Origin of the sequence: Stenotrophomonas maltophilia group sp. msm4 (assembly GCF_032025605.1) — a bacterium.
In the GTDB taxonomy this organism is placed as follows: Bacteria; Pseudomonadota; Gammaproteobacteria; order Xanthomonadales; family Xanthomonadaceae; genus Stenotrophomonas; species Stenotrophomonas sepilia.
Map to the genome: position 1 here is coordinate 662434 of NZ_JAVSKK010000003.1, position 26400 is coordinate 688833.

A 26400-nucleotide genomic window follows, 5' to 3' on the forward strand; every position below is an offset into this window, starting at 1 on the left:
GCCGATGTTCGCCGAACTGATTGCACGCGCCTGCAGTGGCGCGATCCACGTGGTGACCGGCGCCCGTGCGCTGTGGATCGGCTGTGCGCCGTCCAGCGAGCGCCGCGTGTACTACGGCAACCACGCCAGCCATGGTGACTTCGTGCTGATCTGGTCGTCGATGCCGCCCGCGCTGCGGCGACAGGTACGCCCGGTGGCCGCCGCCGAATACTGGCAGCGCGACCGCCTGCGCCGCTACCTGATCGATGCGGTATTCAACGGTGTACTGGTAGAGCGTGAGGCCGGGCATCGCCAGCAGGACCCGTTGCAGGTGCTGCGCGATGCGGTCGACGAAGAGTGCTCGCTGATCCTGTTCCCGGAAGGCACGCGCAATGTGGGCGATGAGCCGCTGCTGCCGTTCAAGAGCGGCATCTACCACCTGGCGCGGCAACGGCCGGAGCTGGAGTTCGTGCCGGTGTGGATCGACAACCTGAAGCGGGTGATGCCGAAGGGCCGGTTCCTGCCGCTGCCGCTGCTGTGCACGGCTACGTTCGGCACGCCGCTGCGGCTGCAGGCCGACGAGGACAAGGCCGCATTCCTGGCCCGCAGCCGGCAGGCGCTGCTGGACCTGGCGCCGAATGGAGGGCGCGCATGAGCTATCTGATGGACGTGTCCGGTGACCTGGCCGCGCGCAGCGTGGGCCAGCAGACCGGCCTGCTGTTTGCCGGCGTCGGCGCGGTGCTGGTGCTGGCCACGCTGGTGGCCGAGACCCTGCGCTGGCGGCAGCGTGGGCAGCCCAGTGCAGTGATCGCCAACCTGGTGTCGCGCATCCGCGCCTGGTGGGTGATGGCGATCGTGGTCGGGCTGGCGCTGTTCTTCGGTCGCCCGGGGGTGATCGTACTGTTTGCGATCATCTCGCTGTTCGCGCTGCGCGAGTTCATCACTCTGGCACCGACCCGCTCGGGCGACTACTACGCGCTGCTGGCCGCGTTCTACATCGTGCTGCCGTGGCAGTACTACCTGGTGTGGATCGACTGGTACGGCATGTACACGCTGCTGATTCCGGTCTACGCATTCCTGTTCCTGCCGATCCTGTCGACCATCGGTGGTGACACCACGCACTACCTGGAGCGCACCGCGAAGGTGCAGTGGGGGCTGATGATCTGCGTGTTCTGCATCTCGCACGTGCCGCTGCTGCTGAACCTGCACGTGCCTGGCCATGACCCGTCGCGCAACGTGCTGCTGTTCGCGTTCCTGGTGATCGTGGTGCAGTCCTCGGACGTGCTGCAGTACATCTGGGGCAAGCTGCTGGGCAGGCACCTGGTCGCGCCGAAGCTGTCGCCGTCGAAGACGGTGGAGGGCTTCGTGGGCGGCGTGCTGAGTGCCAGTGCGCTGGGTGCGGCACTGTGGTGGATCACCCCGTTCACGCCGCTGCAGGCGTTCGGCCTGTCGCTGCTGATCAACCTGATGGGGTTCTGGGGGGGGCTGGTGATGTCGGCGATCAAGCGCGACCGTGGCATCAAGGACTGGGGCCACATGATCGAGGGCCATGGCGGCATGCTCGACCGGCTGGATTCGGTGTGCTTCGCCGCGCCCGTGTTCTTCCATGTAGTGAGGTACTACTGGAAGGCGGGCGGAGGCGGATGATTCTGCCGGGCTTCGATCCACGCATGGCGTGGATCTACCGGTCCTGCCATCGTTCATGGGGTTGCCGGCCAGCGGCCGGCACGACCCACGCGCGCTTACGCGCTGATGCCGTATTCCTTCAGCTTCTTGCGCAGGGTGGCGCGGTGGATGCCCAGCATCGCCGCGGCGCGGCTCTGGTTGCCTTCGCAGTGGTTGAGCACTTCCACGAACAGCGGGATTTCCATCTCGCGCAGCACGATCTCGTAGACATCGTCCGCGTCGCAGCCATCAAGGTCACGCAGGTAGCGGCGCACGGACTGGGCGACGTGTTCACGCAGCGGTGGCCGGGGAGCGCCACGACTGTTGTCAGGACGAGAGAGGACAGCGTTCAAGGGGGTTCCCGATTCGGTTGGCCCGTGCGCGCGGAGCGCGCGGCCGGACGAGGTGGTGGCGGCCAGTCTAGCGCGAGCGTGCCCGACCTGCCACGGCTGGTCGCCTCTATCCTGCTCAGAGGAAGTCGAAGGTGAATGCGACGGTGGATGCGGCGGGTTCCTGCACGCGGAACGCAATGCGTGCACTCTGGCCCGGTTCCAGCACGGCCGCGCCGGGGTTTTCGCCAAGGTACTGCGCCGGTGCGAACACGCCACTGCCGATCACCCGGCCATCGGCATCGGACAGCGACAGGCGCAGATCCGGCCAGGCCTGTGCCCAGCGTGCATCGTTGCGGATGCTGGCCTGCACCTGCAGTACGCCGGCCTGGCCCGGCAGGGGGCGGATCTCGCGGCTGGTCATGGTGAACGCGGTGGGTTCATGCCAGGCCGGCAGGTTGCAGCGCAATACGCCGCACAGTGCGCCCAGCCAGGCGCGGTTGCCGGCGTCGGCGGCCAGTCGCGCTCGATCGGCCAGCACGCTCTGCAGGACCAGCAGCAGTGCCAGTCCGGCGACCAGCCCCCAGTGCCAGCGTGGCGTCGGCAGTGCGCGTGGCCGCGAGGTGCCCAGGAAACTCGGTGCATCCCCAGCCACGGCCTGCGGGGCCGGAACGGCAAGGACGGGTTCGATCACGGCCGCTTCGTCGGGGTTGACGATGTCATCGCTCGGTCGCGTTTCCGCCATCGGTGGCAGCGCCGCTTCGAGGGGGGCGCGGGCTTGGGCTGGCGGGATGTCCTGCATCGCCGGGTCGGGCGTGCGTGAATCGGTCGCAGGTGCAGCCTCGCCTTCCGACGTGGGGCGCAGGAAGGTGGCCAAGGGGCGGCGCGGCGGGTTCGGCTCGGACATGCTCAGGGTGCGGGCTCGGATCCAGCGGTCATTCAATCACGATCAGGCGCGGCGTATGCCGGTGATGCGCATCCAGTCGCCATCCTGGGTCGCCTGCAGGTCGTCGAACCACGCGGCGTAGCGCTGCAACAGTTCGCCTTCCTGGCCATGCAGGATGCCGGACAGGGCGATGCGGCCGCCGGCAGCGACGCGCGCGGCCAGCAGCTCGGCCAACGCGTCCAGTGCCGAGGCAAGGATGTTGGCGACCACGATCGGGTAGGTGGCGACCGGTTCGTCCTGCGGCAGGTACACGTGCATGCGCGCCTGCTCGCCGTTGCGCTCGGCATTGTCGGCGGTGGCGACCAGCGCCTGTGGATCGTTGTCCACGCCGACCGCTTCGGCGGCACCCAGCTTCAGCGCGGCCAGGGCGAGGATGCCCGAGCCGCAGCCGAAGTCGAGCACGCGCTGGCCCTGCAACTGGCCGTCCACGGCCAGCTGGTCCAGCCAGCGCAGGCACAGGGCGGTGGTCGGGTGGGTGCCCGAGCCGAAGGCCAGGCCCGGGTCCAGCCGCACCACGGCGGCATCGGCGGCCTGCGCGGCGTCCGGCAGTTCATGGTTCCACGGCACGATCCAGGTACGGCTGCCGAAATCCATCGGCTGGAACTGGTCCAGCCAGGCGCGTTCCCAGTCTTCATCCTCGACGGCGCGGAAGCTGCCGTTGCTCCAGTCCAGTTCCGGATCGAACGATTCCAGCGCGGCCAGCAGCAAAAGCGCATTGCTGTCGGCGGGGAACAGTGCGCTCAGCACCAGGGTGTCCCACAGCGGCGTTTCACCCACGCCGGGTTCGAGGATGGCCTGTTCGTTGCTGGTGTCGGCTTCGGCATCGAGCAGGGTCACAGCCAGTGCGCCGACGTCCTCCAGCGCATTTTCATAGCGGGGCTGGGTGGCTTCGGTGCAGCGCAGGGTCAGTTCCAGGAACGGCATGGCGGTGGGGGCAATCACGGGAAAGGGGGCCATGCTAGACCATCGGAGCGTCTCCGTATCGCGTGAGATGCCATCTTGAGATGAACGGGGGCAGTTCAGACAGGCCTGCCGGGCCTTGCTAAACTCGACACTTTCCTGTGCGCCGTGAACGCTCACCGCCGCCGATGGCCTTCGCCCCGACCCTGAAAACTTGGTTGCTCGTGCTGCCGGCGGTGGCCGTGCTGGGCGTGGCCGGGTACCGGGCCAGCGGCCATGCGGCGGGCGTGGCATCACCGTCGCCGGACCTGCCGACCGTCGTGCCCAGCCGCGACAGCGGAGCGGCGTTGCCGGTGGTGCCGGAAGCCCTGGCGCGCCGGCTGGCCACCGTCGAGCGCGGCAACACGCTGCCGTCGGGCCTGCCGCTGGACCTCCGCGCCGACATCGAAGACGCCAGCGATCTGTATGCCTTCGCCCAGCGCCTGCGCGTACAGGCCGATACCGGCAACCATGAAGCGCGCTGGATGCTCAGCCGCGTGTATGACTATTGCGCGCAGTACGCGCTCGATCCGGGTGGCTACCGCTTGGACAACAACGTGTTGAGCGGGTTGGGCCTGACCGCGGCGCCGGCGATGATCGAGGCCCGCGAGCGCGTGGCGCAGCGGTGTGGCGGCTTCGTTCCGGGCGACAAGCTGGGCGCTGCGCTGGTGCTGGCCGAACGCCGCAAGGCGGCCGCGCAGGGCAATCTGGCCGCAGAAGCATCGCTGTTCGCCGAGGGTGAGCCGTTGCATGACAGTGCCGAGTACCGCCGCGACCTGGTCGAGCGCGTGCGCACTTCGCGTGATCCGGAGGCCTATATGGCGATCGCGCCGGGCATGGGCGTGCGTGCCGCCGGTGACAGCGCACTCGACGGCCTGGTGGCGGGCGAACAGCTCAGTGAGCTTGCATGGCGGCTTGCGGCCTGCGAACTCGGTCTACCGTGTGGAGCGGACAGCGTGCTGGTCAACAGTTTTTGTGCGAACGGAGGGATCTGTTCGCAGGATGGAGCGCAGGATTTCCGGGATTTCGTGTATGACGCTGCGGTATCGCGGCAAGGTGCTGGGAAAATGAAGGAATGGATCAAGCGATTGATTGGAAAGAGGGACGGGCGATGAATTACCGTCGATTCCTGCATGGGGCCAAGTTCTGGTTCTGGGTGGCGCTGTTCGTGGCCTACTCTGCCGGTGCGGTCGGCCTGCTGATGATCGATACCTACGAGGATCGGTACCGGCATCTGTCGAAGGTGGAACTGACCACGGTGAAGGCGCAGGAAGACGTGCGCCGCGCCGGCGCCAGCCAGGTCGCTGCGGTCTATCGCGCGCAGACGGGCATGCCGTTCGCTTCACTGCCGGCTGGCAGCACCTTCCAGGTAGTGTGGCCGGATGGCTCGACCGAGACCATGGTGATCGTCGATCCAGCCTCGCCCAATGGCGTGCGGCCGCTGGCCAATTCGCAGATTCCGGCGACGGCGGCGGACGCGCGCTGAAGCAGCATCAGTAGAGCCGAGCCATGCTCGGCTGCACTCGCCCGCAAGCCGGGAACGGCTCGGCGCTGCCGGAAGGAAAACAGAAAAGGGCGGGGATATCCCCGCCCTTTCCTTGTCCAGCATCGGCTGACGATCAGGTCAGCGCGATCGGCTTGTTCTTGCGCTCGGCAAGGCGCTTTTCCAGGTAGTGGATGTTCTGTCCACCGGCCTGGAAGCCCTTGTCGCGCATGATCCGCTGCTGCAGGGCGATGTTGGTCTTGATGCCATCGACCACCATCTCGCTCAGCGCCACCCGCATGCGGGCGATGGCGGTTTCGCGGTCCGGGCCGTGCACGATCAGCTTGCCGATCATCGAGTCGTAGTTGGACGGCACGCGATAGCCACTGTAGATATGGGTATCCACGCGCACGCCGGGGCCCCCCGGCGGATGGAAGCCGGTGATGGTGCCCGGGCTCGGCACGAAGGTCTCAGCGTCTTCGGCGTTGATGCGGCATTCGATGGCATGGCCGGTCAGCACCACGTCGCTCTGCTTGATCGACAGCTTCTGGCCAGCGGCGATCTTCAGCTGCTCGGCCACCAGGTCGATGCCGGTGACCATTTCGGTGACCGGATGCTCCACCTGGATGCGGGTGTTCATTTCGATGAAGTAGAAGCGGCCGTCCTCGTACAGGAACTCGAAGGTGCCGGCGCCGCGATAACCGATGCGGATGCAGGCTTCCACGCACACCTTGCCGATCTGCTCGCGCTGTTCGGCGGTGATGCCCGGTGCCGGTGCTTCTTCCACCACCTTCTGGTGGCGGCGCTGCATCGAGCAGTCGCGTTCGCCGAGGTGGATGGCGTTGCCCTGGCCGTCGGCCAGCACCTGGATCTCCACGTGGCGCGGGTTCTCCAGGAACTTCTCCATGTAGACCTCGCCATTGCCGAACGCGGCCTTGGCCTCGCTCTTGGTGGTTTCGATCGAGGTCTTCAGCGAAGCTTCGGCGTGCACGACGCGCATGCCACGGCCACCACCGCCGCCGGCCGCCTTGATGATGACCGGATAACCGATCTCACGGGCGATCTTGGTGTTGGCGACGATGTCGTCGCCCAGCGGGCCGCCCGAGCCGGGCACGCACGGCACGCCAGCGGCCTTCATCGCGCGGATGGCTTCGACCTTGTCACCCATCATGCGGATGGTGTCAGCCTTGGGGCCGATGAAGATGAAGCCCGACTCTTCCACGCGCTCGGCGAAGTCGGCGTTCTCCGACAGGAAGCCGTAGCCCGGGTGGATGGCCTGGGCGTCGGTGACTTCAGCGGCGGCGATCAGTGCCGGGATGTTGAGGTAGCTCTGCGGCGACGGCGCCGGACCGATGCAGACCGACTCGTCGGCCATGGCCACGTGCTTGAGGTTGCGGTCGACCGTGGAATGCACGGCCACCGTGCGGATGCCGAGGGTGTGGCACGCGCGCAGGATGCGCAGCGCGATCTCCCCTCGGTTGGCGATGACGACTTTGTCGAGCATGGCGCGCCCCTCAGCCGATCACGAACAGCGGCTGGTCGAACTCCACCGGCTGGCCGTTCTCGCCGAGGATGGCGACGATGGTGCCGGAGGTGTCGGCTTCGATCGGGTTGAACATCTTCATCGCTTCGATGATGGCCAGGGTTTCGCCTTCCTTGACCTGCTGGCCCACGGTGACGAAGGCCGGCTTGTCCGGGGCGGACGAGGCATAGAACGTGCCGACCATCGGCGAGCGCAGCACATGGCCTTCCGGCAGCGCCGGGCCCGGCTTGGCGGTGCCGCCGGTGGACGCTTCGGTCGGCGACTGCATCGGCATCGCCTGCGCCGCCGGCGCCGCCGGGGCGGCGTACACCGGAGCTGCGACCGGCGCGGCATAACCAGCGACCGGAGCGCGCGACAGGCGCACCGACTCTTCGCCTTCCTTGATTTCGATTTCAGCCAGGTTCGACTCTTCCAGCAGGTCGATCAGCTTCTTGATTTTGCGCAGATCCATGAGGGCCTCTTTGGTTTCTATCTAGGTGAGGAGAGCGCCGTGGGCGCCCGGGTCGACAATCAGGTGGCGGATACGCGCAGCAGCGCCGCGTCCATCGCGTAGCGGTAGCTGTCGGCACCGAAGCCGCACACCACGCCCACCGCCTTGTCACTGAAGTAGCTGTGCTGGCGGAAGGGTTCGCGGGTATGCGGGTTGGACAGATGGATCTCGATGAACGGCACCGCCACCGCTGCCAGCGCATCGCGCAGGGCCACCGAGGTGTGGGTGAAGGCGGCGGGGTTGATCAGGATGAAAGCGGTTCCGTCGTTGCGCACAGCCTGCACGCGGTCGACCAGCACATGCTCGGCATTGGACTGCAGGCTCTCCACGGCGTGCCCGGCAGCGGATGCCTGCGCGGCCAGGGCTTGGTCGATGTCGGCCAGCGTGGTGTGGCCGTACACCTCCGGCTCGCGGGTGCCGAGCAGGTTGAGGTTGGGGCCGTGCAGGACCAGCAGCTTCGCCATGGGATCCGGAAGACGGGAAAGGGCGGCAGTCTGGCGGAACCGGCGGATGCTGTCCAGTTCGGCGAAGTTTGCAGCGTTTCAATCGTCCGTTTGAAATTCGCCGCAGGGCTTGTCGCCGTACGGCGGGCGCTGGATCAAGGCGCGCTGAACGGCGTGCTTGCGGTGGTTGCGAGCACGTAGGCCGACGATCACGCCCGGGCCGCTCATCGGCAGAGCCACACCCTGCGTGGATGAGGAGGCGTAGGGCGCAGCCGCTGTGCCCTTACCAGGGAGTTGCCTGTCAGCTGATCGCTCAGGTCTCCAACGGTACCGTCGGCACCACGTTCGGGAATACCTCCTCCAACGGCTCCTGTTCCCCCGGCTGCGGCGCCGGCCAGTTGTAGGCGTTCACCGGCTGAGCGCGGTTCACCCACAACGCGTAGTACAGGTGATCGGCGCGACCGTCGCCGGTATTGGGGTGGATCAGGATGGTCAGCCCCAGGCTGTTGAGCTGCAGCCAGGGCACCAGCACCGGCAGCAGGTCGTTGGTGAAGCCGAAGTAGAAAGAGGGGGTGACGTGCGGGCCACGCGGCTCCAGGTTCCAGTTGCCCAGCTCCACCGGGAAGCGCTCGGCGGCCCAGCGCCGCAGCAGGGCTGCCTTCTCGAAGCTGTCCTCATCGAAATAGATATGGGCGTGGTAGCTCTTGATGTCGGTGTAGGCGCGCGGGGCGGTGGGCAACGTGGCCTCGCCGGGGCGCACGCTGGCCGGGCGCGGGGTCGGTTCGCTGGCCGTGGCCTGGCCCCAGGGGCTGCGGCCCTTGGACGCTGGCGGAACGATGGCGCGGAAGCCGGGTCGTCCGGGCTCGGTGGTGTTCACGGCGCTGCCGACGCGCGCGGCGGCGGTGGCGGTGGACGCGCTGGCCAGGCCGCCGGCGGCCAGGCCGGCCGACGCGATCAGGCGCCGGCGGGCGGGCGAAAGCACGTCGGCCCAGTGGGCGTCATCGTCGCCCGGGTCGATGAGGGGCTGCGGGTCCGGGTGCATGAGGTGCTCCGTGGCGGCATTGGGGGGGCAGGCGTCCACGCTCGGGCACGGCTGCCGGTGGCGTCCAATAAGCAGCCGGCATCACTTCATGCACGGCTGCCTTCGTCGCCTTGAGCGCGACCGAACGGCGGGCTAGGGTGCAGGTTTGCCGCCCCGGAGCCCGCCATGGCCTCGCCTGATGCCGACACCCTGCGCAAGCGCGCCAGCTTCCGCCAGTTGCATGCAGCAGGATGCTTCGTGCTGCCCAATCCGTGGGACGTCGGCAGTGCGCGCTATCTGCAACGGCAGGGCTTCCAGGCCTTGGCCACGACCAGTGCCGGCTGCGCCTGGAGTGAGGGGCGGCCGGACGGCGCGGTATCGCTGCAGGCCACGCTGGAGCACCTGCGACTGATGGCGGCGGCGACCCCGTTGCCATTGAATGCCGACTTCGGTGATGGTTTCGGCGCTACGCCACAGGCGGTGGAGGAGGCGGTGACCGCGGCGCTCGATACCGGCATCGCGGCGTTGTCGATCGAGGACGCCAGCGGCCTGGCCGATGCACCACTGAGGCCCATCGAGCAGGCGGTCGAGCGATTGCGCGCGGCGCGTGCGGCCATCGACCGCGCGGGCGGCGACGTGCTGCTGGTCGGGCGAGCGGAGAACTTCTTCGTGGGCGTACCGGATCTGCAGGACACCCTGCGGCGCCTGCGTGCCTATGCCGAGGCCGGAGCCGATGTGCTGTATGCACCGGGCATCAGTACGCGCGAGCAGATCAGTGCGGTGGTCGCCGCCGCGGGCTCCAAGCCGGTGAACCTGCTGGTCGCTGGCCCCACAGCACTGAGCCTGCAGGACATCGCCGCACTTGGCGTTCGCCGGGTCAGCCTGGGCGGTGCGCTGGCGCGTGCCGCGTGGGCTGGACTGATGCAGGCGACCCAGCCGATCGTGCAGGACGGACGCTTCGATGGCCTGCAGCAGGCGGCGTCCGGGGCGGCCTTGAACGCGTTGTTCCAGTAGCCCCGCGCCCTGCATGGCGGGAAGGGCCGGCGACTACAACGCCTCGATCTCCCGCTTGGGCAGGATCACGCCGGGTTCCAACGCTGGCAGCAGTTGGCGAAGCAGGCGTGGATTGTCCTGCAGCCCCGTGCCGTCCAGATATGTCCACCCGGAACCGCCAATGCGGCGCACGGCCACCATGAACGTGGTGCTGCGCATCGGGGTTTCACGCACCCGTACCAGGGATTGGCGTGGCACGAAGCAGACTTCTTCCTCCCCGGCCGCATAGGTCCGGGTCGGCACACCGACGTCCTCGCTGATGACCACCACGCCGCCGCTGTGCTGCTTCTTCAACGCATCGCGGGTGATCGCCTGGAAGGCCTCATCGCCGCCGGCCAGCCGCTTGAGGCTGGGATGCGTGCGCTCGATGAGGAAGTCCGCATCCCCGCGGGCGTAGGCAGTCATCAGGGCGCGCACATCTTCGCGCAGGGCTTTCGCGTCACTGGGACTGAGTTCACCCGCGAAGACGGATGGCAGCAACAGCGACAGCAGCAGCGTCAGTATCGCCAGGGGCAGGCGTCGATCCATGTCCGGATGTCCCACAGGGCATCGTTGCACTATACGTTGGACGCGAAAACAGCGTCCCACCGGTGGCGCTGGTTTCCCCGGAATCGCTACTTACCATTAGTAAGTATCGATTCCTGGAGATCTCCATGCACAGCCTCATTGTCATCGCCCACCCTGAGCCCGGTTCGCTGACCCACGCGATGGCGCGTCGCATCGGTGATGCCATTGCCGCGGCCGACACCGGCAACACCGTGGCCTATGCCGACCTGATGGCCGAAGGCTTCGATCCGCGCTTCAACCCGCAGGACCAGGCGTTGTTCCGCAGCACCGGCGCGGTACCGGCCGATGTCGCTGCCGAGCACGCGCGGCTGGATGCCACCGATACCCTGGTGCTGGTGTTCCCGTTGTACTGGTGGTCGTTCCCGGCGCTGCTGAAAGGCTGGATCGACCGTGTGTTCACCAACGACTGGGCCTACGCACAGGATGCGCAGGGCAGGCTGGTGAAGAAGCTGCAGCGCCTGAATGTGCATCTGGTCGGCTTGGGCGGCGCCGACGCAGCCATGGTCGAACGTCGTGGCTACGACGCGGCAATGAGGACCCAGATCGACATGGGCATCTTCGACTATTGCGGCGCGCGCGTGCTGTCGTCCCACCTGCTGTTGGACGCCGATACCGGTGCCGCTGAAGCGCATCTGCAGACCGCGCTGGCGATCGGCCGTAAAATTGGTGTTCCGATGCGCTGATCGCCGTGCTCCGCCGATGCCCGCCAACGCCACCCCCACGCGCCGCCGAATGACCCGGGAGCAACGCACCCGCCAGTTGCTGGATGTGGCCTGGGCACTGGTCCGCGAAGAAGGTACCGGAGCGTTGACGCTGGGGCGGCTGGCCGAAGCGGCGGGCGTGACCAAGCCTGTGGCCTATGATCACTTCGTGACCCGCAATGGCTTGCTGGCGGCGCTCTACGATGACTATGACGGACGCCAGACCGTGGTCTTCCACGAGCGTATCGGTCGCGCCCGGGCGCAACTGGTCGATCGGGCGGCGGCTATCGCCTCCGGCTACATCGACTGCGTCCTCAGCCAGGGCAGTGAAGTGCAAGGCATCCTCGCCGCGCTGGTGGGGGCGCCGGAACTGCATGAGGTGCGGCGGCGCTACCAGCAGGATTTCATCGACAACTGCCAGGTCTGGCTGGGCCCGTTCGCGGCCGACGGCACGGTGTCGCTGGCCGGGCGCTGGGCCATCCTCGGTGCGGCTGAAGCCCTTTCAGAGGGTGTGGCTGCCGGCGCGCTGGACAAGGCCGGTGCCGTGGCCGAGCTGCAGCGGCTGATCGTGGCGACGGTCAAGCGGCGCTGAGCCGCACGAGCGGTCAGCCGCCGGCCAGGGCGGCGAATCCCGCGGCCAACTGGTCGCGCACCAGTGCGTCGCGCGCGTCGCGGCTTGCAGAGCCCAACACCACGGTGATCAGCCGTACCGGCTGGTCCCGCCCGGGTACTGGCCGGCACGCGGTGGCGGCCAGGCAGAAGCCTGCGGCCTGGGTGTAGCCGGTCTTCAAGCCGTCCACGCCGTCTTCGCCGAGCAGGGCGTTCTGGTTGCTGCGGTTGAAGCTGCCATGGGCGAACGCGCGCTGCGCGGTGATCGCCAGGATCTGCGGATGATCGTTCAACAGGCGGGCGGCCAGCACCGCCATGTCGCGCGCGCTGGAGACATGGTGCGGTGTGGTGATGCCGGACACGCTGGCAAACCAGGTGCTGCGCAGCCCGAGCTGGCGTGCGTGCCGGTTCATGCGTTCCAGGAATGCGGCCTGCGATCCGTCCAGGTGGCGCGCGATCGCCAATGCAGCGTCATTGCCGGACACCACCATCAACCCTTCCAGCAGGCGCGCCAGGGTGATTGTCTCGCCGGGCGCCAGGCCCATGCGCGTTTCATCATCGGCCACGGCATGCACATCGTCGGCGGCGATGGTGACCGGGTCGTCCCACGAGCGTCCGTTCTCTTCGACGCACGCATAGGCGGCGTAGGCGGTCATCAGCTTGGTCAGCGATGCCGGTTGCCGCGCGGTTTCAGCGTTGTGCTGGTGAATCACCGCAGAGGTTGCCGCTTCCAGGGTGATGGATGAAATCGGTAGGGGGGCGGGCGCAGCAGACGGCATGGCGGGCGGAGATGGCAGCGACAGTCAGCAAGAATAGTTCGTGCCGGCTGCACGAAGCCGCACTGCCGGTGCGCTGCAGCGTGCACGGTAGCGCCCGGTTGCGCCCGGGCTGAGGTGGAGGCAGCCTGCGCACATGCAATCGGATATCCGCATCGATGGTCGTGTCTTTACCTACGTCTTCCCGTGTGCGTGGGAGGACTACGCGAAGATCGGCTTTTCACGTGATCCGCTCGGACGCATCAGCGCATTGCATCGGCGCTGGTTCGAGTTCTTCGACCTCGATGCCGGTGCGCTGGTGGAAGCGGAGGGCGAGCGTGATGCACGTGATCTGGAGCTGCAGCTGCGTTCGCCGTTCAAGGCGCACCGCGCACCGGCACCGATGACGATCCAGCACAAGGCTGGGGGTCGTACTGAATGGGTACGTGGTGCCAACCAGGCCTTGTCGCTCGCAATTGCTGCGTTGGGTGAACAAGGCTATCGCTGTTACCCGCTGAAGGCGTGGCTGCAGGTGGCGATGCGCCTGCGCATGGACCGGCTGCACGACTGGGCTGTGGTGCAGCTTCCGGAAGAGGAAGGACTGCGGATTTCCGGTGGCCCCGGCGAGGGCGTGCTGCGTGACACGCTCGACGGTTGCCGGGCACTGGATATCGATCCAATGCCCTGGCTGCCTGAATACGTCCAACGCTGGTACACAGGTTGAGCCGCGTTCAACGGGTCCCCGGCTGCTGAACCGGCGCGGCCGGTTGCGCCGCGCACGCAGGGGAGTCGGTGGACGGACTGGCCAGCTGGCGTGCCAGCTCGGCGTTGGCCACATGGCCGTGCAGGAACAACAGGCTGCCGAAGATGTTCATGAGCGTGCCTCCACTTGAGTGGATTGCACGATACGGGCAGCATGGGCGGGCAAAAAGCGACATTTCCGCAAGCATGCCTTGAGAGGAATTCAAGCCTGATGTCCCGTCCGCCCCTTCATGCCCTGCAGGGTTTCGTGGCCGCCGCGCGGCTGGGCAACCTGTCACGGGCAGCGGCATCGATGAACCTGACCGTCAGTGCGCTCAGCCATCAGATGCGCCAGCTGGAAGAGCGGCTCGGGCAGCCACTGCTGGTCCGCCAACCGCGTGGCGTCGCCCTCACCCTGGAGGGGCAGCGCCTGCTCGACCAGGTCGGCCCGCATCTGGATGCGATCAACGAAGCCTTCCAGCCCTATGCGGCCCGCGCCGAGCACGTGCTGACGATCAGTGCGGTGCCGTCGATGGCGTCGGCGTGGCTGGTGCCGCGCCTGGGGCATTTCGTGGCTGAGCACCCACAGATCGAGATCAACCTGCAGTCGAGTGAGCGCCTGATTGATTTCGAGCGGCAGCGCCAGTTCGACGCCGCGCTGCGGCTGGGCAGCGGGCAGTGGCCGGGCCTGGTGGTTGAGCCGCTGTTCGACGAGTGGCTGCTGCCAATGGCGAGCCCGGCGCTGATCGAACGCATGGGAGGGATCGACCGGGTGCCACTGAACCAGTGGCCACTGCTGGGGGACCCCGATGGCGCGTGGGGGGCCTGGTTCGCGTTGAGCGGGCAGACCCCGCCGTCGCGCTTCGTAGCGGTGCTGGATGATTCGGAGGCACACCACCGTGCGGCGCTGGACGGGGTGGGCGTGGCGCTGGGGCGGGTGACGCGGGCGCGCTTGTTGCTGGATTCCGGCCAACTGGTTGCGCTGTCCAACCTGCGCCTGAAAACCGCCTGGCCGCATTGGCTGGTCTACCCGCAGCGTTCGGCCCGCCACCGCGGCTTTCTTGCCTTCCGCGACTGGCTGCACGCGCAGGCTGCCGAACACGTGCGGCACATGGCGGACGCTACACTCATCGCACCAGCGTGACCGCCTGCCCGGCGCGCGCGAATGCCTCCTCCAGCAGCGAGCCGGCCTTGATCGCCTCCACTTCTTCGAACAGCGCCTGCAGCGCGTCGGCGGGGCGGGATGCCGGCGCCGCCACCGCCTGCTGGATCGCGGTGAAACGGTCAGCCAGCACGCGGTGGCCGGGATGCGCCCGCGCCCATGCTTGCAGCGGCTGGCGCACGCCGGCGGCGGCATCCAGGCGCTGCAGATCGAACAGGGTGATCGCAGCCGCCGACGTCTCGGCCCGTTCGATCGTGGCGTGGCGCAGTTCGCGGCTGAGAAACAGATCGTAGGCTGCACCGCGGCCCACCGCGATGCGCAGCCCCTCGCGGTCGAGGTCGGTCACCTGCTGCGCGGGACTGTCCTCGCGCACCAGATAGGTGCCTTCGATCTCCACGTACGGAGCACTGAAGGCGATGCGGTCGGCACGTGCCGGATCGATGGCCAGGAAGGCCAGATCCCAGCCGTCTTCGCCTGCCGCAGCGACCACCGAGGCTGCGGCATCGTGACAGGTGAAGCGTGCCTGCACACCCAGGCGCTGCGCCAATATCGCGGCCAGCTCCACCGACGGTCCGCGCGGCGAGTGCGCATCGCCCTGCGCCAGCACCGGGTTGCCCAGGTTGATCGCCACGCGCAGGAAGCCCTGCGGTGCCAGCGCACTTTGGTGATCGGCCAGGGACATGCAGGACTCCGCGAGGAAAGGGGCACCCAGCATGCCAGCGCTGCCCTGCAAGGAGTGTCATGCTGCACGACTGCAGGATGGCCTACCTTCCGTTTGCCGACGAGGCCGCAGGTGTGGGCATGGACTTGGAGGTGAGCCTGGAGCGTGGCCGAGATCTGCGAAAGTGAAGGCAACCGGATTGCGTTGCAGGCGCGCACGGTTCCGTAGAGCCGAGCCCATGCTCGGCTGCTGTTGACCCAGCCGCCCAAGCTCAGCCGGGCATGGGCTCGGCTCTACAAGGTCGCGGCGCGTGAGCGCTGCAGCCAGTCGTTGATCGCCGGATCGAGCCGCGGGTCTTCGGGCAACTGCATGCCGAAGCGTTGCTGCAGCACGTCGCGCACGTCGGCAACATCGTGCAGCGGACGCTTGTCCGGTGCCTGGCCGGGGCGGTACTCGGTGTAGTTGCCGCTGCCGATGGTGCGTCGCCAGTCCGGCCCGGTCAGCGACGCGCGCAGTTGGCCAGGGAAGCTGGAGTCGGGATGGGTGCACACGTACCAGTTGCCCACCACGTTGTCGATCGGTGCGGGCACGTGCAGGTCGAAACGGTACATCGCCCGCCAGCCGTCACCGGATTCGGCGTACAGCACGAAATCCCCCTCGCCAGGCAGCCGCTGCAGCAGATAGCGTTCGTGCGGCGTGGCCTGCGGCTGCGGATCATGCAGCCGCAGCGGCACGGTCGGGGTCAGGCTGCCGAAACCGGCATCCACCAGCCAGTCATCGCCGTCCACCTGCACGCGCAGCAGCAGGTGGGTCCGTGCGGTCAGTTCGCCGTCCTGGGCAGCCAGCAGCACGCGCGCGGTCAATGGCTGCGCATCGAAGCCCAGCGCCTGCAGCAGCGACAGCAGGCCCCCATTGAGTTCGAAGCAGTACCCGCCACGGCGCTCGTCCAGCAGCTTGCGCTGCACGCTGTCCAGGTCGATCGGTACCGCATCGCGCAGCAGGCAGCTGAGGGTCTCGAACGGCAGCACTGCGTTGTGGCGCTGCTGCAGCAGGGTCAGGCCGGCCAGCGTCCGCGGTGGCGGTGCATCCAGCTGCAGGCGCTGCAGGTAGCGGGGGACATCGAGCGTCGTCATGGCGGCACCGGGCGGGGAGGAACGTCCACTGTGCTCCCCCAACCGGGGTTGAGGTCAAGCGCGGCGGCGCGGCATAGCGTCAATTGATGCCGGCTTGAGAGAGGAGGGGCTCTGGTTTTTTGCCTCGGGGATTGGGATCAAAAGAAACTCATTACGCTCGTTAGGCTGGATAACTTTCCCAATTGCATCGTAGCTCTGCAGAGGGAACAGGGATACGCGCGTTGTGAAAGCGCCAAGTACTGCGACCGGAACCCCCAGAACGATTCCCGCCCAAGAGCCATGCATGGCGGAAAGCAGGCCTTCAACCCAAAGCATGCTGCCGAACAGATAGAAGATCATGCCAGTAGCACCGGCGGCGTATCGCCAGCGGCGCTCTCGCTTGGGCATGTGAAATTCAATGCTGGTGCCATCCATGCTGCGCCGTGCCAGTGTACTTATGCCCCTGATATGGCGCCATTTGATGCTTGGCGAGTAGCAGCGCATGAGGCTGAAGTAGGCCCGGCGCTCCTCGCGCCCGACCAGGAGGCCATAGCGCCCTCGAAATGCCTCCTGCAATGTGGACTCCTTTACCCAGCTTGCTTCCAGATCATCCTCTGAATGATCCGCGATCTTCAGCAAGTACTCGCGATCCCGATGCTTTGACTCTCTCCAGCGGTGGAAGCTGTCCATAGGAGGTCCGAAGAACCAGCGCACGATGGTTGCGAGGACCACTATGACAGTACCGATCCCGACAGGGATGCCAAGCGTCTGAATCTGACTCGGTACCGTGCTGATGAGCATGGCTGCAGTTGCTCCGAGGTAATTGTGTGAAACGTAGTTCTATCAGTCGGGATTCTCAGGAGATGAGAAATGGAGATGTTCTCTGTCATCGCATCGTCGCTTGTTGCCGGTACAAGAAGCGAGATCGGATCCGCGAGGAAGAAGATTGGACCTAAAGTTTCTTCGCATACGGCCGATACAGGTGCGTCCCTCTACCTGGAGCCTGTCATGTCGGCCGTTGTCTCCCACCTCCGGTCCCTGCGCACGCGGCTTGCGGCGCTGCGCCCGGCGTCCTCCGGCCTGCTGCTGTGGCTGCAACCGCATCGGCTGAGCGTAGCCAACAAGCTCAAGGCGACCTTGTGGGTCTGTGGCCTGGGACTGGTCGCAATCGCAGCCGTCTACGCCTGGACCGGGCATGCCAGCACGCAGGCTGCGCGCAGCCAGGCCAGCTACCAGCGCGGCAGTGACCTCGCCGCGCGCCTGGCCACGCGGGTGGCCGAAGCGCGCCGCCTGCAGATCCAGTATGCACGCAGTTTCGATGATGCCGACCGCGCGCAGCTGCTTGCCACGCAAAAGGCGCTGCAGGACGATCTGCGGGCGCTGCGCACGATGCCGATGGATGCAGGCCGGCGCAAGGCCCTGCAGGCGCTGACCGAAGCTGCAGGCGCGTTCTCGCAGGGTGTTGCCGCCCTGTTCGAACGGGTCGACGAGATGGGCCGTGGTGAGGCCGGCCTCGCCGCGCAGCTGCAACAGGCTGCAGACACGCTGCAGGGGCAGGTGGATGCGCAGCAGCGGGATGCGCTGGCGTTGTCCCTGCAGAAGATGCGGCGGCAGGAGGCACTGCTGCTGCTCGACGGTGATTCCACCCACGCCGACCGCGCCAGCGAAGAAAAGCTGCCGTTCGATCTCGCGCTGGCGGGCCTGCCCGCGGATGCGCAGGACACCCTGCGCACCGGAATGGAGGCGTATCAGACCGCATTGCTGGGGTATACCGCTGCCCGTGTCGGCCTGGATGTGGAAGCGCAGTCGCTGCTGGATACCGCTGCGGGCGTAGCGCCTGCGCTGGCCGCATTCCAGCAGGCACAAGCCGCGGCACTGGCCCGTGCCCAGACCCGCCAGCAGGCTGGTGCGCGCACGATGAGCGTGCTGTTTGCATTGACCGTGCTGCTGGTCGCCGGTGTGCTGATCACCAGCCTCGTGCTGGTGCTGCGTGCAGTGCGCCAGCCGATCCAGGACACCCTGCACTTCGCCAGCGACATCGCCGACGACCGCCTGGACACCACCCTGCGCGTCTACAACGCCAACGACGAGATCGGCCAGCTGGCGCAGCGCCTGGTCGACATGCAGCAGCGCCTGCGCGCGCGTATCGAGACCGAGCGTGCCGTGGCGCGCGGCAACACCCGGGTGCGCCAGGCATTGGACAGTGCGCAGACCGGTTTGATGGTGATCGATGCGGAAGGGCAGGTCGCCTACGCCAACCCGGCACTGCTGCAGCTGCTTGACCTGCGGAACGAAGCGCTGGTGGGCAGCGACGCGGTACGCCTGCATCCGGCGTTGGCCAGCCTGGCCGGCGTGCGCCAGCGCGAAGAGCGCGAGATCGGCCATGCTGGCACGCGTTACCAGCTGATTGCCAACCCCGTCATCGATGAAGGGCAATTCCTCGGCGTAGCGGTGGAATGGCGCAGTCGTGCGCTGGAGACCCTGCTGGAAACCGAGGTCGCTGCGCTGGTCGATGCTGCAGCACACGGCGACCTGCACGGTCGCATCGCGCTGGAGGGCAAGCAGGGCTTCGTGCGCACGTTGTCGACCAGCATCAACCGCCTGCTGGCGACGTTTGAAACCAACCTCGGCGACCTGCAGGCATTGCTGGCCGCGCTGGCCCGTGGTGACCTCAGTGTGCGCATGGAGGGTGAGCTGCAGGGCGTGTTCGCGCGCATGCGCGATGATGCCAACGCGACGGTCGCGCAGCTGGGCCGCATCGTCACCCGCATCCAGCACGCCACCTCCAGTATCGATACCGGCGTTGGCGAGATCGTTGCCGGTCATCAAGATCTGTCACAGCGCACCGAGCAGCAGGCCGCCAACCTGGAAGAGACCGCCGCTTCCATGCACGAACTGACCGATACGGTCGGTCGCAATGCTGATGCCGCAGGCCGTGCCGACGCGCTGGTCAAGGGTGCGGCTGCGGTGGCGCAGCGCGGCGGCGAGGCTGTCGGCCAGGTGGTGGCGACCATGCAGGGCATCAGCGAGGCATCACGCCGCATCGGCGACATCACCCAGCTGATCGACGGCATCGCCTTCCAGACCAACATCCTGGCGCTGAATGCTGCGGTGGAAGCGGCGCGTGCCGGTGAGCAGGGCCGCAGTTTCGCCGTGGTGGCCGCGGAAGTGCGCCTGCTTGCACAACGCAGCGCAGAGGCGGCCAAGCAGATCAAGGGCCTGATCGAGGATTCGGTGGCGCGTGTGGGACAGGGCAACCAGCAGGCCGAACAGGCCGGCATCACGATGGGCGAGATCGTCGGCAGCGTGCAGCAGCTGGCCGAGCTGCTGGCGGGTATCCGCAGTGCGTCGCAGGACCAGCATGCCGGCATCGCACAGGTGAACCAGACCATCGTGCAGATGGAAGCCAGTACCCAACGCAACGCCAGCCTGGTGGAAGAGGCCGGTGCCTCCACGGCGCAGATGCAGGTCCAGGTGCGTGCCCTGGCCGACGCGGTGGGCGCGTTCCGGTTGCAGTCGATGCCGCAGGCGCGCGCCGCGGCGGCCTGGTCAGCCGAGCGTAGGCTCGGCGCTACATCGGCTGCAGGAACACTGTAGAGCCGAGCCCATGCTCGGCTCACACCAGCGTTCGGCGGCAGGAATCAATACACGTCGCGGCGGTAGCGCCCGTTTTCCAGCAGCGTTTCCACCGCTTCATCACCCAGCGCGGTTCGCAGCACCTGGTCCACGCCTTCGGCCATGCCCTTCAGTGACCCGCAGACATGGATCACCGCACCGCGCTGCACCCAGTCGCGCAGCGTTCCGGTGGCCGCCTGCAGGCGGTCCTGCACATAACCGCCTTCGCCATCGCGCGAGAACGCCAGGTCCACCCGGGCGAGATGGCCATCGGCCTGCCACGCTTCGATCTCGTCGGCGAACAGGAAATCGTGTGCACGCTGGCGTTCGCCGAACAACAGCCAGTGCCCGTGTTCGCCTGCACGGGCGGCTTCGCGCAACAGGCTGCGCAGCCCGGCGATGCCGGTGCCGTTGCCGATCAGCACCATCGGCGCGCCAATGACGCGATGGAAACCGGGGTTGCGATGCACGCGGGCGACGATGCCGGCATCGATCGGCGCATGCAACGACAGCCAGCCCGAGCCCAACCCGGCTCGACCGGAGGCGTCATGCACCAGCCGCACCACCAGCTCCACCATGCCATCATCCGTGCAGGAGGCGATCGAATACTCGCGACTGGGCAGCAGCGGCAGCCCGGCCAGCCACAGGCAGGCATCCTGCACCGCCAGCGCAGCATCGGCCTCGGGCAGCTCGCGTTCACTGGCCAGCGCCAGCAGCGTGCGCGGATGGCCATCGACCAGCAGGGGCTGCAGCGGATCCAGCCCATGCGCCTTCAACACGGCACCGGCGTGCTGGGCATTGTGGCGGGGCGCGATGTGCAGGATGTCACCCGCCTGCCACTGCACGTCGGCCGGTGCGGCAAGACGGATACGCCAGATGGCTCCGCCGACGCTGCCAGGGTTGAGGCGGTCGCGGCCGAGCAGGCGCCACTCATGCATCTGCGTAGCCGCAGGCAGCACGCTGTCATCGGTGACGATGCCGGTGAGCGCACCCAGCTCCTGCTGCCACCGGCGCAGCGCCGGGACCGAGGCGGCATCGACGTCGACGCGCTCGAACAGTGCACGCGCGCCGTTTCCGATCAACCAGCCATCGACCCGGCGGCCGAAGCCGCAGTAGTGCGGGTACTGGCGGTCACCCAGCGCGAGCAGGCCGAACTGCAGGCCCGAAAGGTCCAGCGCTTGTGCAAGCAACTGCCGCGCTGCGCGCCGGGCGGCATCGGGCGGCTCGCCGTCGCCGAAGGTGCTCAGCACGAACAGCGCGCTCGATGCACGCAGCAGGAGCGCGGCATCGATGCGCGCCAGCGGCAGCACCTGCACCGCATGGCCGGCCGCCTGCAGCTGGGCCGCCGCGCGCCACGCCAGCTGTTCGCCCAGTCCGCTCTGGCTGGCATGCACCACCAGCCACGCTGCGTTGCCGGCGTCGCTGGCCGGCATCGGTAGCGCCTGGCGCAGCCCGCGCGCGGCACGCTGGCTGCGGCGGCGGTCCAGGTACAGCATCCAGCCGGTGATGAAGAACAGGCTCATGCCCAGGCTGCTGAGCATCACCACCACGCGCCCGGGTACACCGAAGTAGCTGCCCGAATGCAGCGCGAACACGCTGGTGGCCAGCTGTCCGCCCGCGCCCTGGCGTGCGTACGGGCGGGCATCGAGAACCGCACCGCTGGCCGGATCGAGCTGCAGCAGGTCATGCGCACGATCGTGGTGGCCGCCGCGCTGCGACGGATCACCGGCCATCACCCGCACGTTCAGCGCCTGCCCGGGCTTCTCCGGCAGGCGCAGGTCAATGAAGCCGGCGCGCACGCCCGGCAGCGCGTACAGCGTGGCTTCAATGCGGTGCAGGTCCAGCGACGCATCGGTGGCAACCTGGTGCTTGGCCGCCGGTGGGACGCCCAGCAGCGTGCTGGCCGCACTGCGATACCCGTCGAACGACCACCACAGGCCGGTCAGCGCACTCATCAGGTAGATCAGCAGCACCCAGGTGCCGACTACCGAGTGCAGGCTCCACAGGAAGCCGCGCCCGCTGCGTTTCCACTCCACTGCCAGCCAGCTGCGCCAGTGCCACCAGCGTCGTGGCCAGCGCAGGTAGAGGCCGGACAGGGTGAAGAACAGCAGGGCGATGGCACAGCTGCCGGTGATCCACTTGCCGCGTTCGCCCGCGGCAAGGTGGCGATGCAGGTCCTCGACGAAGTCAAAGAACGCCTGGCCGCGCAGGGCGCTGAAGCGCTCACCGCTGTACGGGTCGAAGTACACCCAGTGGTCCTTGCCGCCGGCAAAGCGCGCGACCGACGGCCGCTGTCCGGTGGCATCGATACGCAGGCGTTGCAGGGGGCGTTCGCTGCCGGCCTGCAGCAGCGGCACCAGTTCACTGAGTGCAAGGGGAGGCTGCCCGTCGGCATGGTGCTCGGCGATCTCGGCAAAGCCGGGATTGGCAGCGCGCAGCAGCTCGTCCTCGAAGGACAGCACGGCGCCGCTGAGGCCCATCACGGCCAGGACGGCACCTGCGGTGATGCCCAGCAGCCAGTGCAGTTGGAACAGGACGTTCTTGAACATCGAAGGAGAGGGGCCCGGGAGGCTGCCGCCCGCATCCTGCGCAACAGCAAATGAGAATTAGTCGCGTAATTCTCCGTGGCGCCCCGGCTGCGGTCAAGCTGGAGGTACCGGCCGGGCGGCACCCGGCACCCGCGGTAGTGCCGGCCGCTGGCCGGCAACCTCAGAAGCAACAGCCGAAGCAACAGCGGGTTTCCTGTGAGGAGGCGGGGGGGGGCGGTTGCGGGGGACGGCGCAAGTACGTCCCTGTAGCCTTGGTCACGGCATCCATGCCGCGGACACCCCCTCAACCGGAGCCACCCCGCCTTCGACAGTTTCCTGCGATCTGTCGGAACGGCGTTCTGCTTTGGTGGGTGCCGACCGTTGGTCGGCACGGGGTCTGATTCCGTTCTGAATATCGATATCTGACAGATGTGTCGACCAAGGTCGACACCTACCAACAGCCGCGAAGATCTGTCAGAGGTGGGGCGGTGTCGGAGTGCGGGGTGTCAGCCGCATGGGCCCGAGGCATGCCTCGGGCGGGTTGGGCAGGACGCCCAACCCCGGTCTTGACGTGTGCGCAGGACAGCGCACACGAGCAAGCGGCTGCCAAGCTTACAGGGACGTACTTGCAGCGTCCCCGCACTCCGACATCGCCCCGCCAACCCGCGGAATGCCCGCTTTGGCTGTTGGCGTTGCATTGAGCCGGGTGCAGGGCTGCAAGCCCTGCAAAAAACACCCTCACTTCACCCAGCTGTCGATCTCGCCGTGGGCGAACGGTCCCAGCTTCGCTTTTACCATTCGCCCCTGCGCATCGAACAACACGCTGTAGGGCAGCAGGCCTTGCGCGTTGCCGAGCTGCACGCTGGCATCGCGCGGGCCCGGTGTCTCGATCACGATCGGGTAGTCCACTGGCACCTGCTGCAGGAAACCGCGCACGTCGTCCGTGGTGTCCAGCGCCAGACCCAGCACCTGCACACCGTTGTCGCCCTGGGCACCGGCGAAGCGCGCCAGTTCGGGCATCTCTTCCACGCAGGGCGCACACCAGCTGGCCCAGACGTTGATCAGCAGCGGCCGGCCGGCGAAGTGATCGCGCAGGACCAATGGCTGACCCGCCAGGTCCGGCAGTGTCAGCGCGGGCAACTGATCGCCCACCTGCAGCGTGGGCTTCACGGCCGTCGCCCTGGAAGCCGTTGCTGGCGCGGCAGGTGCTGATGTGCCGGGTGACAGACGATGCCCGGCCCACAGGCCGAGGCCGGCGGCCAGCATCGCTGTCCACAGCAGCGCTGGCCGTTGCCACTTCATCGTGCGGTGCGCAGCAGCGCTTCCTCGACCACCGCCTGGGTCAGCAGGGTCGGCAGCACGGTCGGCGGCGCGCCGGGGCCGTACACCACGTACAGTGGTACGCCAACCGCCTTGTGCTCTTCCAGGAACGTGGTGATCTGCGGGTCGACGTTGGTGTAGTCACCGCGCATGTACACCGCATTGGTGCGCTTGAGCAGTTCCTTGAACTCCGGCCGTGACAGCACCGCACGTTCGTTGGCCTTGCAGCTCACGCACCAGTCGGCGGTCATGTTGACGAACACCACGCGGTTGTCGGCGCGCAGGCGGTCCAGCAGCTGCGGCGAATACTCGACCACGTTGTCGCTGGCGGCCTGTGCGGCCCTCGCCGGCGGTGCCAGCTGGGTCACGCCCCAGGCCGGAACCAGTGCACCGATCGCCAGCAGCACGCCGAGCAGGGTCCCCGCACGCGAGCCGGTCCAGCGGTTGCGTTCAAACAGCCACAGGCCGAACGCAAACAGCAGCAGGCCACCCAGCACCAGCGCCATGCCGTCCACGCCGCGCTGCTTGCCCAGCACCCACAGCAGCCACAGCGCAGTGGCGTACATCGGGAAGGCCAGCACGTGCTTGAGCGTTTCCATCCACGGGCCGGGCTTGGGCAGGCGGCGTGCCAGCGCTGGCACGAAGCCGATCAGCAGGAACGGCAGCGCCAGGCCCAGGCCGAGGAACAGGAACACGGTCATCGCCTTCAGCGGCGGGGCAATGAAGGCGTAGGCGATCGCACCGCCCATGAACGGGCCGACGCAGGCACTGCCGACCACGCAGGCCAGCGCACCGGTGAAGAAGTCACCGGCCGGGCCGCTGCGGCTGGCCAGCGACTGGCCAAGGTTGCCGATGCCGCCGCCGAGGGTGAACACGCCGGACAGGCTCAGGCCCACCGCGAACATGATGTAGGCCAGTGCCGCCACCACGCCCGGGTGCTGCAACTGGAAGCCGATGCCGACGGCGTTGCCGATCGCGCGCAGGCTGACCATCAATGCGCCGATCACGGCGAACGCGACCAGCACGCCCAACGTGTACCAGAGCGCGTGGCTGCGGGCGCGCTGCGGGCTTTCGCCGCTCTGCGCCAGGCTCAGCACCTTCAGCGACAGGATCGGCAGCACGCAGGGCATCAGGTTCAGCACCAGTCCACCGGCCAGCGCCAGCAGCAGCACCCAGACGAACGAACGGTCCGGGTTCGGGGTGGTCGCCGGCGGACGCGTGCGAAGCGCATTGTCACCACGCGCGTCGGTGGCGAACGCGTTGCCTGCGCCCTGGCCGCCCGTGGCGGCGGGAGTGGCGTTGCCGTCGTTGGGTACGGTCGGCAGCAGGCGCAGCGGTACGCCATTGGCGGATTCACGCGGCGCACCGGCAGCGTGCAGCGCATTGACGGCTTCCTCGCGCACTGGCGCCTGGCCGGTGCCGGCGGTGAGCTTGCCGGCCGGAATCGACAGCTTCACCCGACGGGTCATCGGCGGGTAGCAGATACCATCGGTCTGGCAGCCCTGGAAGGTCACCACCAGGGTGCTGTCGACCGCATCAGTAACAGTGCGGCGCAGCGGCAGCGGCACTTCCACCTGGTTGAAGTACACCGAGACATCGCCGAAGTGCTCGTCGCGATGCGACTGCGCGGCCGGCCAGCGCGGCTTGTCGGCGAGCACGCCGGCGCTGCCTTCCAGCTTCAGCGAAGTGCGGTCGCGGTACAGGTAGTAGCCGGGTGCCGGGCTGAAGCGCAGCAGCAGGGTGTTGCCGTCGCTGGCGATGGCATCGAAGCCGAACGCCTGTTCCGACGGCAGCGGCAGCGCCTGGCTGTTGTTGGCCGCGCCCGGCAGGCGCAGGCCACCGCTGTTGCCGGCACCGGCCAGCGGGTTGTTGAACGGACTGGCGGCACCGGTACGCGCGGCAGGCACCGCGGCCGCCGCACCGGCACCCGGCAGGGTGACCTGCACCACGCGCTTCTGCGGCGGGTAGCAGACGCCGGCATCGGCGCAGCCCTGGTAGCGGACTTCCAGGCTGATGGTGCCGGCGGCGTCCGTCGGCGTGCCGGGCAGGGTGGCCTGCAGGCGCTCCCGATAGGTTTCGACCTCGCCGAAGAAATCATCGTGGTGCCTGTCACCCTTGGGCATCTGCAGCGTGCCGGCATTGAATGCCGGATCCGCCTTGACGCTGGTGCGGTGGCGATACAGGTAGTAGCCCGGTGCGATCTTGAACTGCAGTTGCACCTGGCCCCGTTCGGGGGCCGTGGCGGTCAGCGCGAACGCCTGGTCCACCGGCAGCAGGTCCTTCTCATCCAGGGCCAAGGCGGGCAGCGAGAGCCACAACAGGGCGCACAAGGCAGCGCCACGCGCAAACAGAGTCTTCAATCAGTGTCCTCCCGGGTCTGTGCCCGGATCCAGTCCAGATACGCCGGCAGGCCGGCCCGGGTTTCGACCGCGATGCACTCCGGGAGTTCATACGGATGCAGTTCGACGATCCGGGCGATTGCGTCATCGATGCGGCTCGCGGTGGTCTTTACCAGCAGCTGCAGCTCGGCATCGGTGGTCACCTCGCCCTGCCAGCGGTAGGTGGACTGCGCGCCATCAAGGCGGGTCACGCACGCGGCCAGGCGCTCGCCGACCAGCGCGTGCGCAATGCGCTCTGCACTGGCCCGGTCCGGGCAGGTGGTCAACAGCAGCAGGACGGGATCGACGATCGGCATGACCGCCGAGTATAGGGCCGCCGCCGGGGCGGGGCCGGCGGCG

General features: G+C 67.7%; 27 protein-coding genes. 10 read left to right on the plus strand and 17 right to left on the minus strand.

Annotation, left to right across the window (positions count from 1 at the left end; translation table 11 throughout):
- Nucleotides 1–4: 4 nt before the first annotated feature.
- Both ROV93_RS17295 and ROV93_RS17300 read left to right on the plus strand, forming a co-directional pair.
- The gene (locus tag ROV93_RS17295) at nucleotides 5–634 is read left to right on the plus strand and encodes a lysophospholipid acyltransferase family protein (RefSeq protein WP_072167292.1); all 630 of its coding nucleotides are present in this window, start codon (nucleotides 5–7) and stop codon (nucleotides 632–634) included.
- Nucleotides 631–1626: a phosphatidate cytidylyltransferase gene (locus ROV93_RS17300; protein WP_072167291.1), complete on the plus strand. Its 996-nt coding sequence runs from the start codon at nucleotides 631–633 to the stop codon at nucleotides 1624–1626. The genes ROV93_RS17295 and ROV93_RS17300 overlap by 4 nt, the downstream gene beginning before the upstream one ends.
- Before the next feature lie 95 nt (nucleotides 1627–1721).
- On the opposite strand, the gene fis is transcribed toward ROV93_RS17300, so the two are convergent.
- The 3 genes from fis to prmA all read right to left on the minus strand — a co-directional run bounded on the left by fis (nucleotide 1722) and on the right by prmA (nucleotide 3843).
- Nucleotides 1722–1997, minus strand: a complete 276-nt coding sequence (fis, locus tag ROV93_RS17305; RefSeq protein ID WP_005419706.1) for a DNA-binding transcriptional regulator Fis — start codon at nucleotides 1995–1997, stop codon at nucleotides 1722–1724.
- A gap of 115 nt (nucleotides 1998–2112) precedes the next feature.
- A complete protein-coding gene (locus tag ROV93_RS17310; RefSeq protein WP_072167290.1) occupies nucleotides 2113–2880 on the minus strand; it encodes a DUF3426 domain-containing protein in 768 nt (255 codons plus the stop codon).
- A gap of 42 nt (nucleotides 2881–2922) precedes the next feature.
- Complete coding sequence (prmA, locus tag ROV93_RS17315; RefSeq protein ID WP_072167303.1) at nucleotides 2923–3843, minus strand: 50S ribosomal protein L11 methyltransferase; 921 nt, start codon at nucleotides 3841–3843, stop codon at nucleotides 2923–2925.
- Nucleotides 3844–4007: 164 nt separating this feature from the next.
- On the opposite strand from prmA, the gene ROV93_RS17320 reads away from it, so the two are divergent.
- Nucleotides 4008–4973, plus strand: a complete 966-nt coding sequence (locus ROV93_RS17320) for a hypothetical protein (protein ID WP_072167289.1) — start codon at nucleotides 4008–4010, stop codon at nucleotides 4971–4973.
- Nucleotides 4970–5344 (plus strand): hypothetical protein, encoded by a 375-nt coding sequence (locus ROV93_RS17325; protein WP_072167288.1) that lies wholly within the window; start codon nucleotides 4970–4972, stop codon nucleotides 5342–5344. Before ROV93_RS17320 ends, ROV93_RS17325 begins: the two co-directional genes overlap by 4 nt.
- A 133-nt stretch (nucleotides 5345–5477) precedes the next feature.
- On the opposite strand, the gene accC is transcribed toward ROV93_RS17325, so the two are convergent.
- The 4 genes from accC to ROV93_RS17345 all read right to left on the minus strand — a co-directional run bounded on the left by accC (nucleotide 5478) and on the right by ROV93_RS17345 (nucleotide 8859).
- A complete protein-coding gene (gene accC / locus ROV93_RS17330; RefSeq protein WP_065178826.1) occupies nucleotides 5478–6845 on the minus strand; it encodes an acetyl-CoA carboxylase biotin carboxylase subunit in 1368 nt (455 codons plus the stop codon).
- Between the two features lie 10 nt (nucleotides 6846–6855).
- Nucleotides 6856–7335, minus strand: a complete 480-nt coding sequence (gene accB / locus ROV93_RS17335; RefSeq protein ID WP_019660824.1) for an acetyl-CoA carboxylase biotin carboxyl carrier protein — start codon at nucleotides 7333–7335, stop codon at nucleotides 6856–6858.
- 59 nt (nucleotides 7336–7394) lie between these two features.
- Nucleotides 7395–7838, minus strand: a complete 444-nt coding sequence (gene aroQ / locus ROV93_RS17340) for a type II 3-dehydroquinate dehydratase (protein ID WP_053498267.1) — start codon at nucleotides 7836–7838, stop codon at nucleotides 7395–7397.
- A gap of 292 nt (nucleotides 7839–8130) precedes the next feature.
- Nucleotides 8131–8859, minus strand: a complete 729-nt coding sequence (locus tag ROV93_RS17345) for a DOPA 4,5-dioxygenase family protein (protein ID WP_180890728.1) — start codon at nucleotides 8857–8859, stop codon at nucleotides 8131–8133.
- Between the two features lie 165 nt (nucleotides 8860–9024).
- Here ROV93_RS17345 and ROV93_RS17350 point away from each other — a divergent pair, with 165 nt between their 5' ends.
- Nucleotides 9025–9852 carry an isocitrate lyase/phosphoenolpyruvate mutase family protein gene (locus tag ROV93_RS17350; RefSeq protein WP_072167287.1) on the plus strand — a complete coding sequence of 276 codons (828 nt, stop codon included), beginning with the start codon at nucleotides 9025–9027 and terminating at the stop codon, nucleotides 9850–9852.
- Nucleotides 9853–9885: 33 nt separating this feature from the next.
- On the opposite strand, the gene ROV93_RS17355 is transcribed toward ROV93_RS17350, so the two are convergent.
- Nucleotides 9886–10419 carry a hypothetical protein gene (locus ROV93_RS17355; protein WP_072167286.1) on the minus strand — a complete coding sequence of 178 codons (534 nt, stop codon included), beginning with the start codon at nucleotides 10417–10419 and terminating at the stop codon, nucleotides 9886–9888.
- Nucleotides 10420–10544: 125 nt separating this feature from the next.
- Here ROV93_RS17355 and ROV93_RS17360 point away from each other — a divergent pair, with 125 nt between their 5' ends.
- Nucleotides 10545–11141: an NAD(P)H-dependent oxidoreductase gene (locus ROV93_RS17360; protein ID WP_072167285.1), complete on the plus strand. Its 597-nt coding sequence runs from the start codon at nucleotides 10545–10547 to the stop codon at nucleotides 11139–11141.
- A gap of 16 nt (nucleotides 11142–11157) precedes the next feature.
- Nucleotides 11158–11751: a TetR/AcrR family transcriptional regulator gene (locus ROV93_RS17365; RefSeq protein WP_065178823.1), complete on the plus strand. Its 594-nt coding sequence runs from the start codon at nucleotides 11158–11160 to the stop codon at nucleotides 11749–11751.
- A gap of 13 nt (nucleotides 11752–11764) precedes the next feature.
- On the opposite strand, the gene ROV93_RS17370 is transcribed toward ROV93_RS17365, so the two are convergent.
- Nucleotides 11765–12547: a D-alanyl-D-alanine carboxypeptidase family protein gene (locus tag ROV93_RS17370; protein ID WP_072167284.1), complete on the minus strand. Its 783-nt coding sequence runs from the start codon at nucleotides 12545–12547 to the stop codon at nucleotides 11765–11767.
- 133 nt (nucleotides 12548–12680) lie between these two features.
- Here ROV93_RS17370 and ROV93_RS17375 point away from each other — a divergent pair, with 133 nt between their 5' ends.
- Nucleotides 12681–13247 carry a GIY-YIG nuclease family protein gene (locus ROV93_RS17375; RefSeq protein ID WP_072167283.1) on the plus strand — a complete coding sequence of 189 codons (567 nt, stop codon included), beginning with the start codon at nucleotides 12681–12683 and terminating at the stop codon, nucleotides 13245–13247.
- 7 nt (nucleotides 13248–13254) lie between these two features.
- Here ROV93_RS17375 and ROV93_RS17380 read toward each other — a convergent pair whose 3' ends face one another.
- Nucleotides 13255–13398 (minus strand): hypothetical protein, encoded by a 144-nt coding sequence (locus ROV93_RS17380; protein WP_176698770.1) that lies wholly within the window; start codon nucleotides 13396–13398, stop codon nucleotides 13255–13257.
- Nucleotides 13399–13496: 98 nt separating this feature from the next.
- On the opposite strand from ROV93_RS17380, the gene ROV93_RS17385 reads away from it, so the two are divergent.
- The gene (locus tag ROV93_RS17385; RefSeq protein ID WP_032954576.1) at nucleotides 13497–14408 is read left to right on the plus strand and encodes a LysR substrate-binding domain-containing protein; all 912 of its coding nucleotides are present in this window, start codon (nucleotides 13497–13499) and stop codon (nucleotides 14406–14408) included.
- On the opposite strand, the gene ROV93_RS17390 is transcribed toward ROV93_RS17385, so the two are convergent.
- The 3 genes from ROV93_RS17390 to ROV93_RS17400 all read right to left on the minus strand — a co-directional run bounded on the left by ROV93_RS17390 (nucleotide 14392) and on the right by ROV93_RS17400 (nucleotide 17000).
- Entirely contained in the window at nucleotides 14392–15108 is a 717-nt protein-coding gene (locus tag ROV93_RS17390; RefSeq protein WP_061478210.1) for an ABC transporter substrate-binding protein, read from the minus strand. The genes ROV93_RS17385 and ROV93_RS17390 overlap by 17 nt on opposite strands.
- 272 nt (nucleotides 15109–15380) lie before the next feature.
- Nucleotides 15381–16220, minus strand: coding sequence for an arylamine N-acetyltransferase (locus ROV93_RS17395; protein ID WP_072167282.1), 840 nt, complete (start codon nucleotides 16218–16220; stop codon nucleotides 15381–15383).
- A 54-nt stretch (nucleotides 16221–16274) separates the two neighbouring features.
- Nucleotides 16275–17000, minus strand: a complete 726-nt coding sequence (locus tag ROV93_RS17400) for a hypothetical protein (protein ID WP_072167281.1) — start codon at nucleotides 16998–17000, stop codon at nucleotides 16275–16277.
- A 207-nt stretch (nucleotides 17001–17207) separates the two neighbouring features.
- On the opposite strand from ROV93_RS17400, the gene ROV93_RS17405 reads away from it, so the two are divergent.
- A complete protein-coding gene (locus tag ROV93_RS17405; RefSeq protein ID WP_072167280.1) occupies nucleotides 17208–19796 on the plus strand; it encodes a methyl-accepting chemotaxis protein in 2589 nt (862 codons plus the stop codon).
- A gap of 44 nt (nucleotides 19797–19840) precedes the next feature.
- Here the strand turns inward: ROV93_RS17405 and ROV93_RS17410 are convergent, their stop codons facing one another.
- From ROV93_RS17410 to cutA, 4 genes are all read right to left on the minus strand, one after another.
- On the minus strand, nucleotides 19841–22363 hold the full coding sequence (locus ROV93_RS17410; RefSeq protein WP_072167279.1) for a sulfite reductase flavoprotein subunit alpha: 2523 nt from the start codon (nucleotides 22361–22363) through the stop codon (nucleotides 19841–19843).
- Nucleotides 22364–23080: 717 nt separating this feature from the next.
- Complete coding sequence (locus ROV93_RS17415) at nucleotides 23081–23644, minus strand: TlpA disulfide reductase family protein (RefSeq protein WP_180890726.1); 564 nt, start codon at nucleotides 23642–23644, stop codon at nucleotides 23081–23083.
- The gene (locus ROV93_RS17420) at nucleotides 23641–26022 is read right to left on the minus strand and encodes a protein-disulfide reductase DsbD (RefSeq protein ID WP_072167278.1); all 2382 of its coding nucleotides are present in this window, start codon (nucleotides 26020–26022) and stop codon (nucleotides 23641–23643) included. The genes ROV93_RS17415 and ROV93_RS17420 overlap by 4 nt, the downstream gene beginning before the upstream one ends.
- Entirely contained in the window at nucleotides 26019–26357 is a 339-nt protein-coding gene (gene cutA, locus ROV93_RS17425; protein ID WP_065196842.1) for a divalent-cation tolerance protein CutA, read from the minus strand. The genes ROV93_RS17420 and cutA overlap by 4 nt, the downstream gene beginning before the upstream one ends.
- Nucleotides 26358–26400 lie beyond the last annotated feature (43 nt).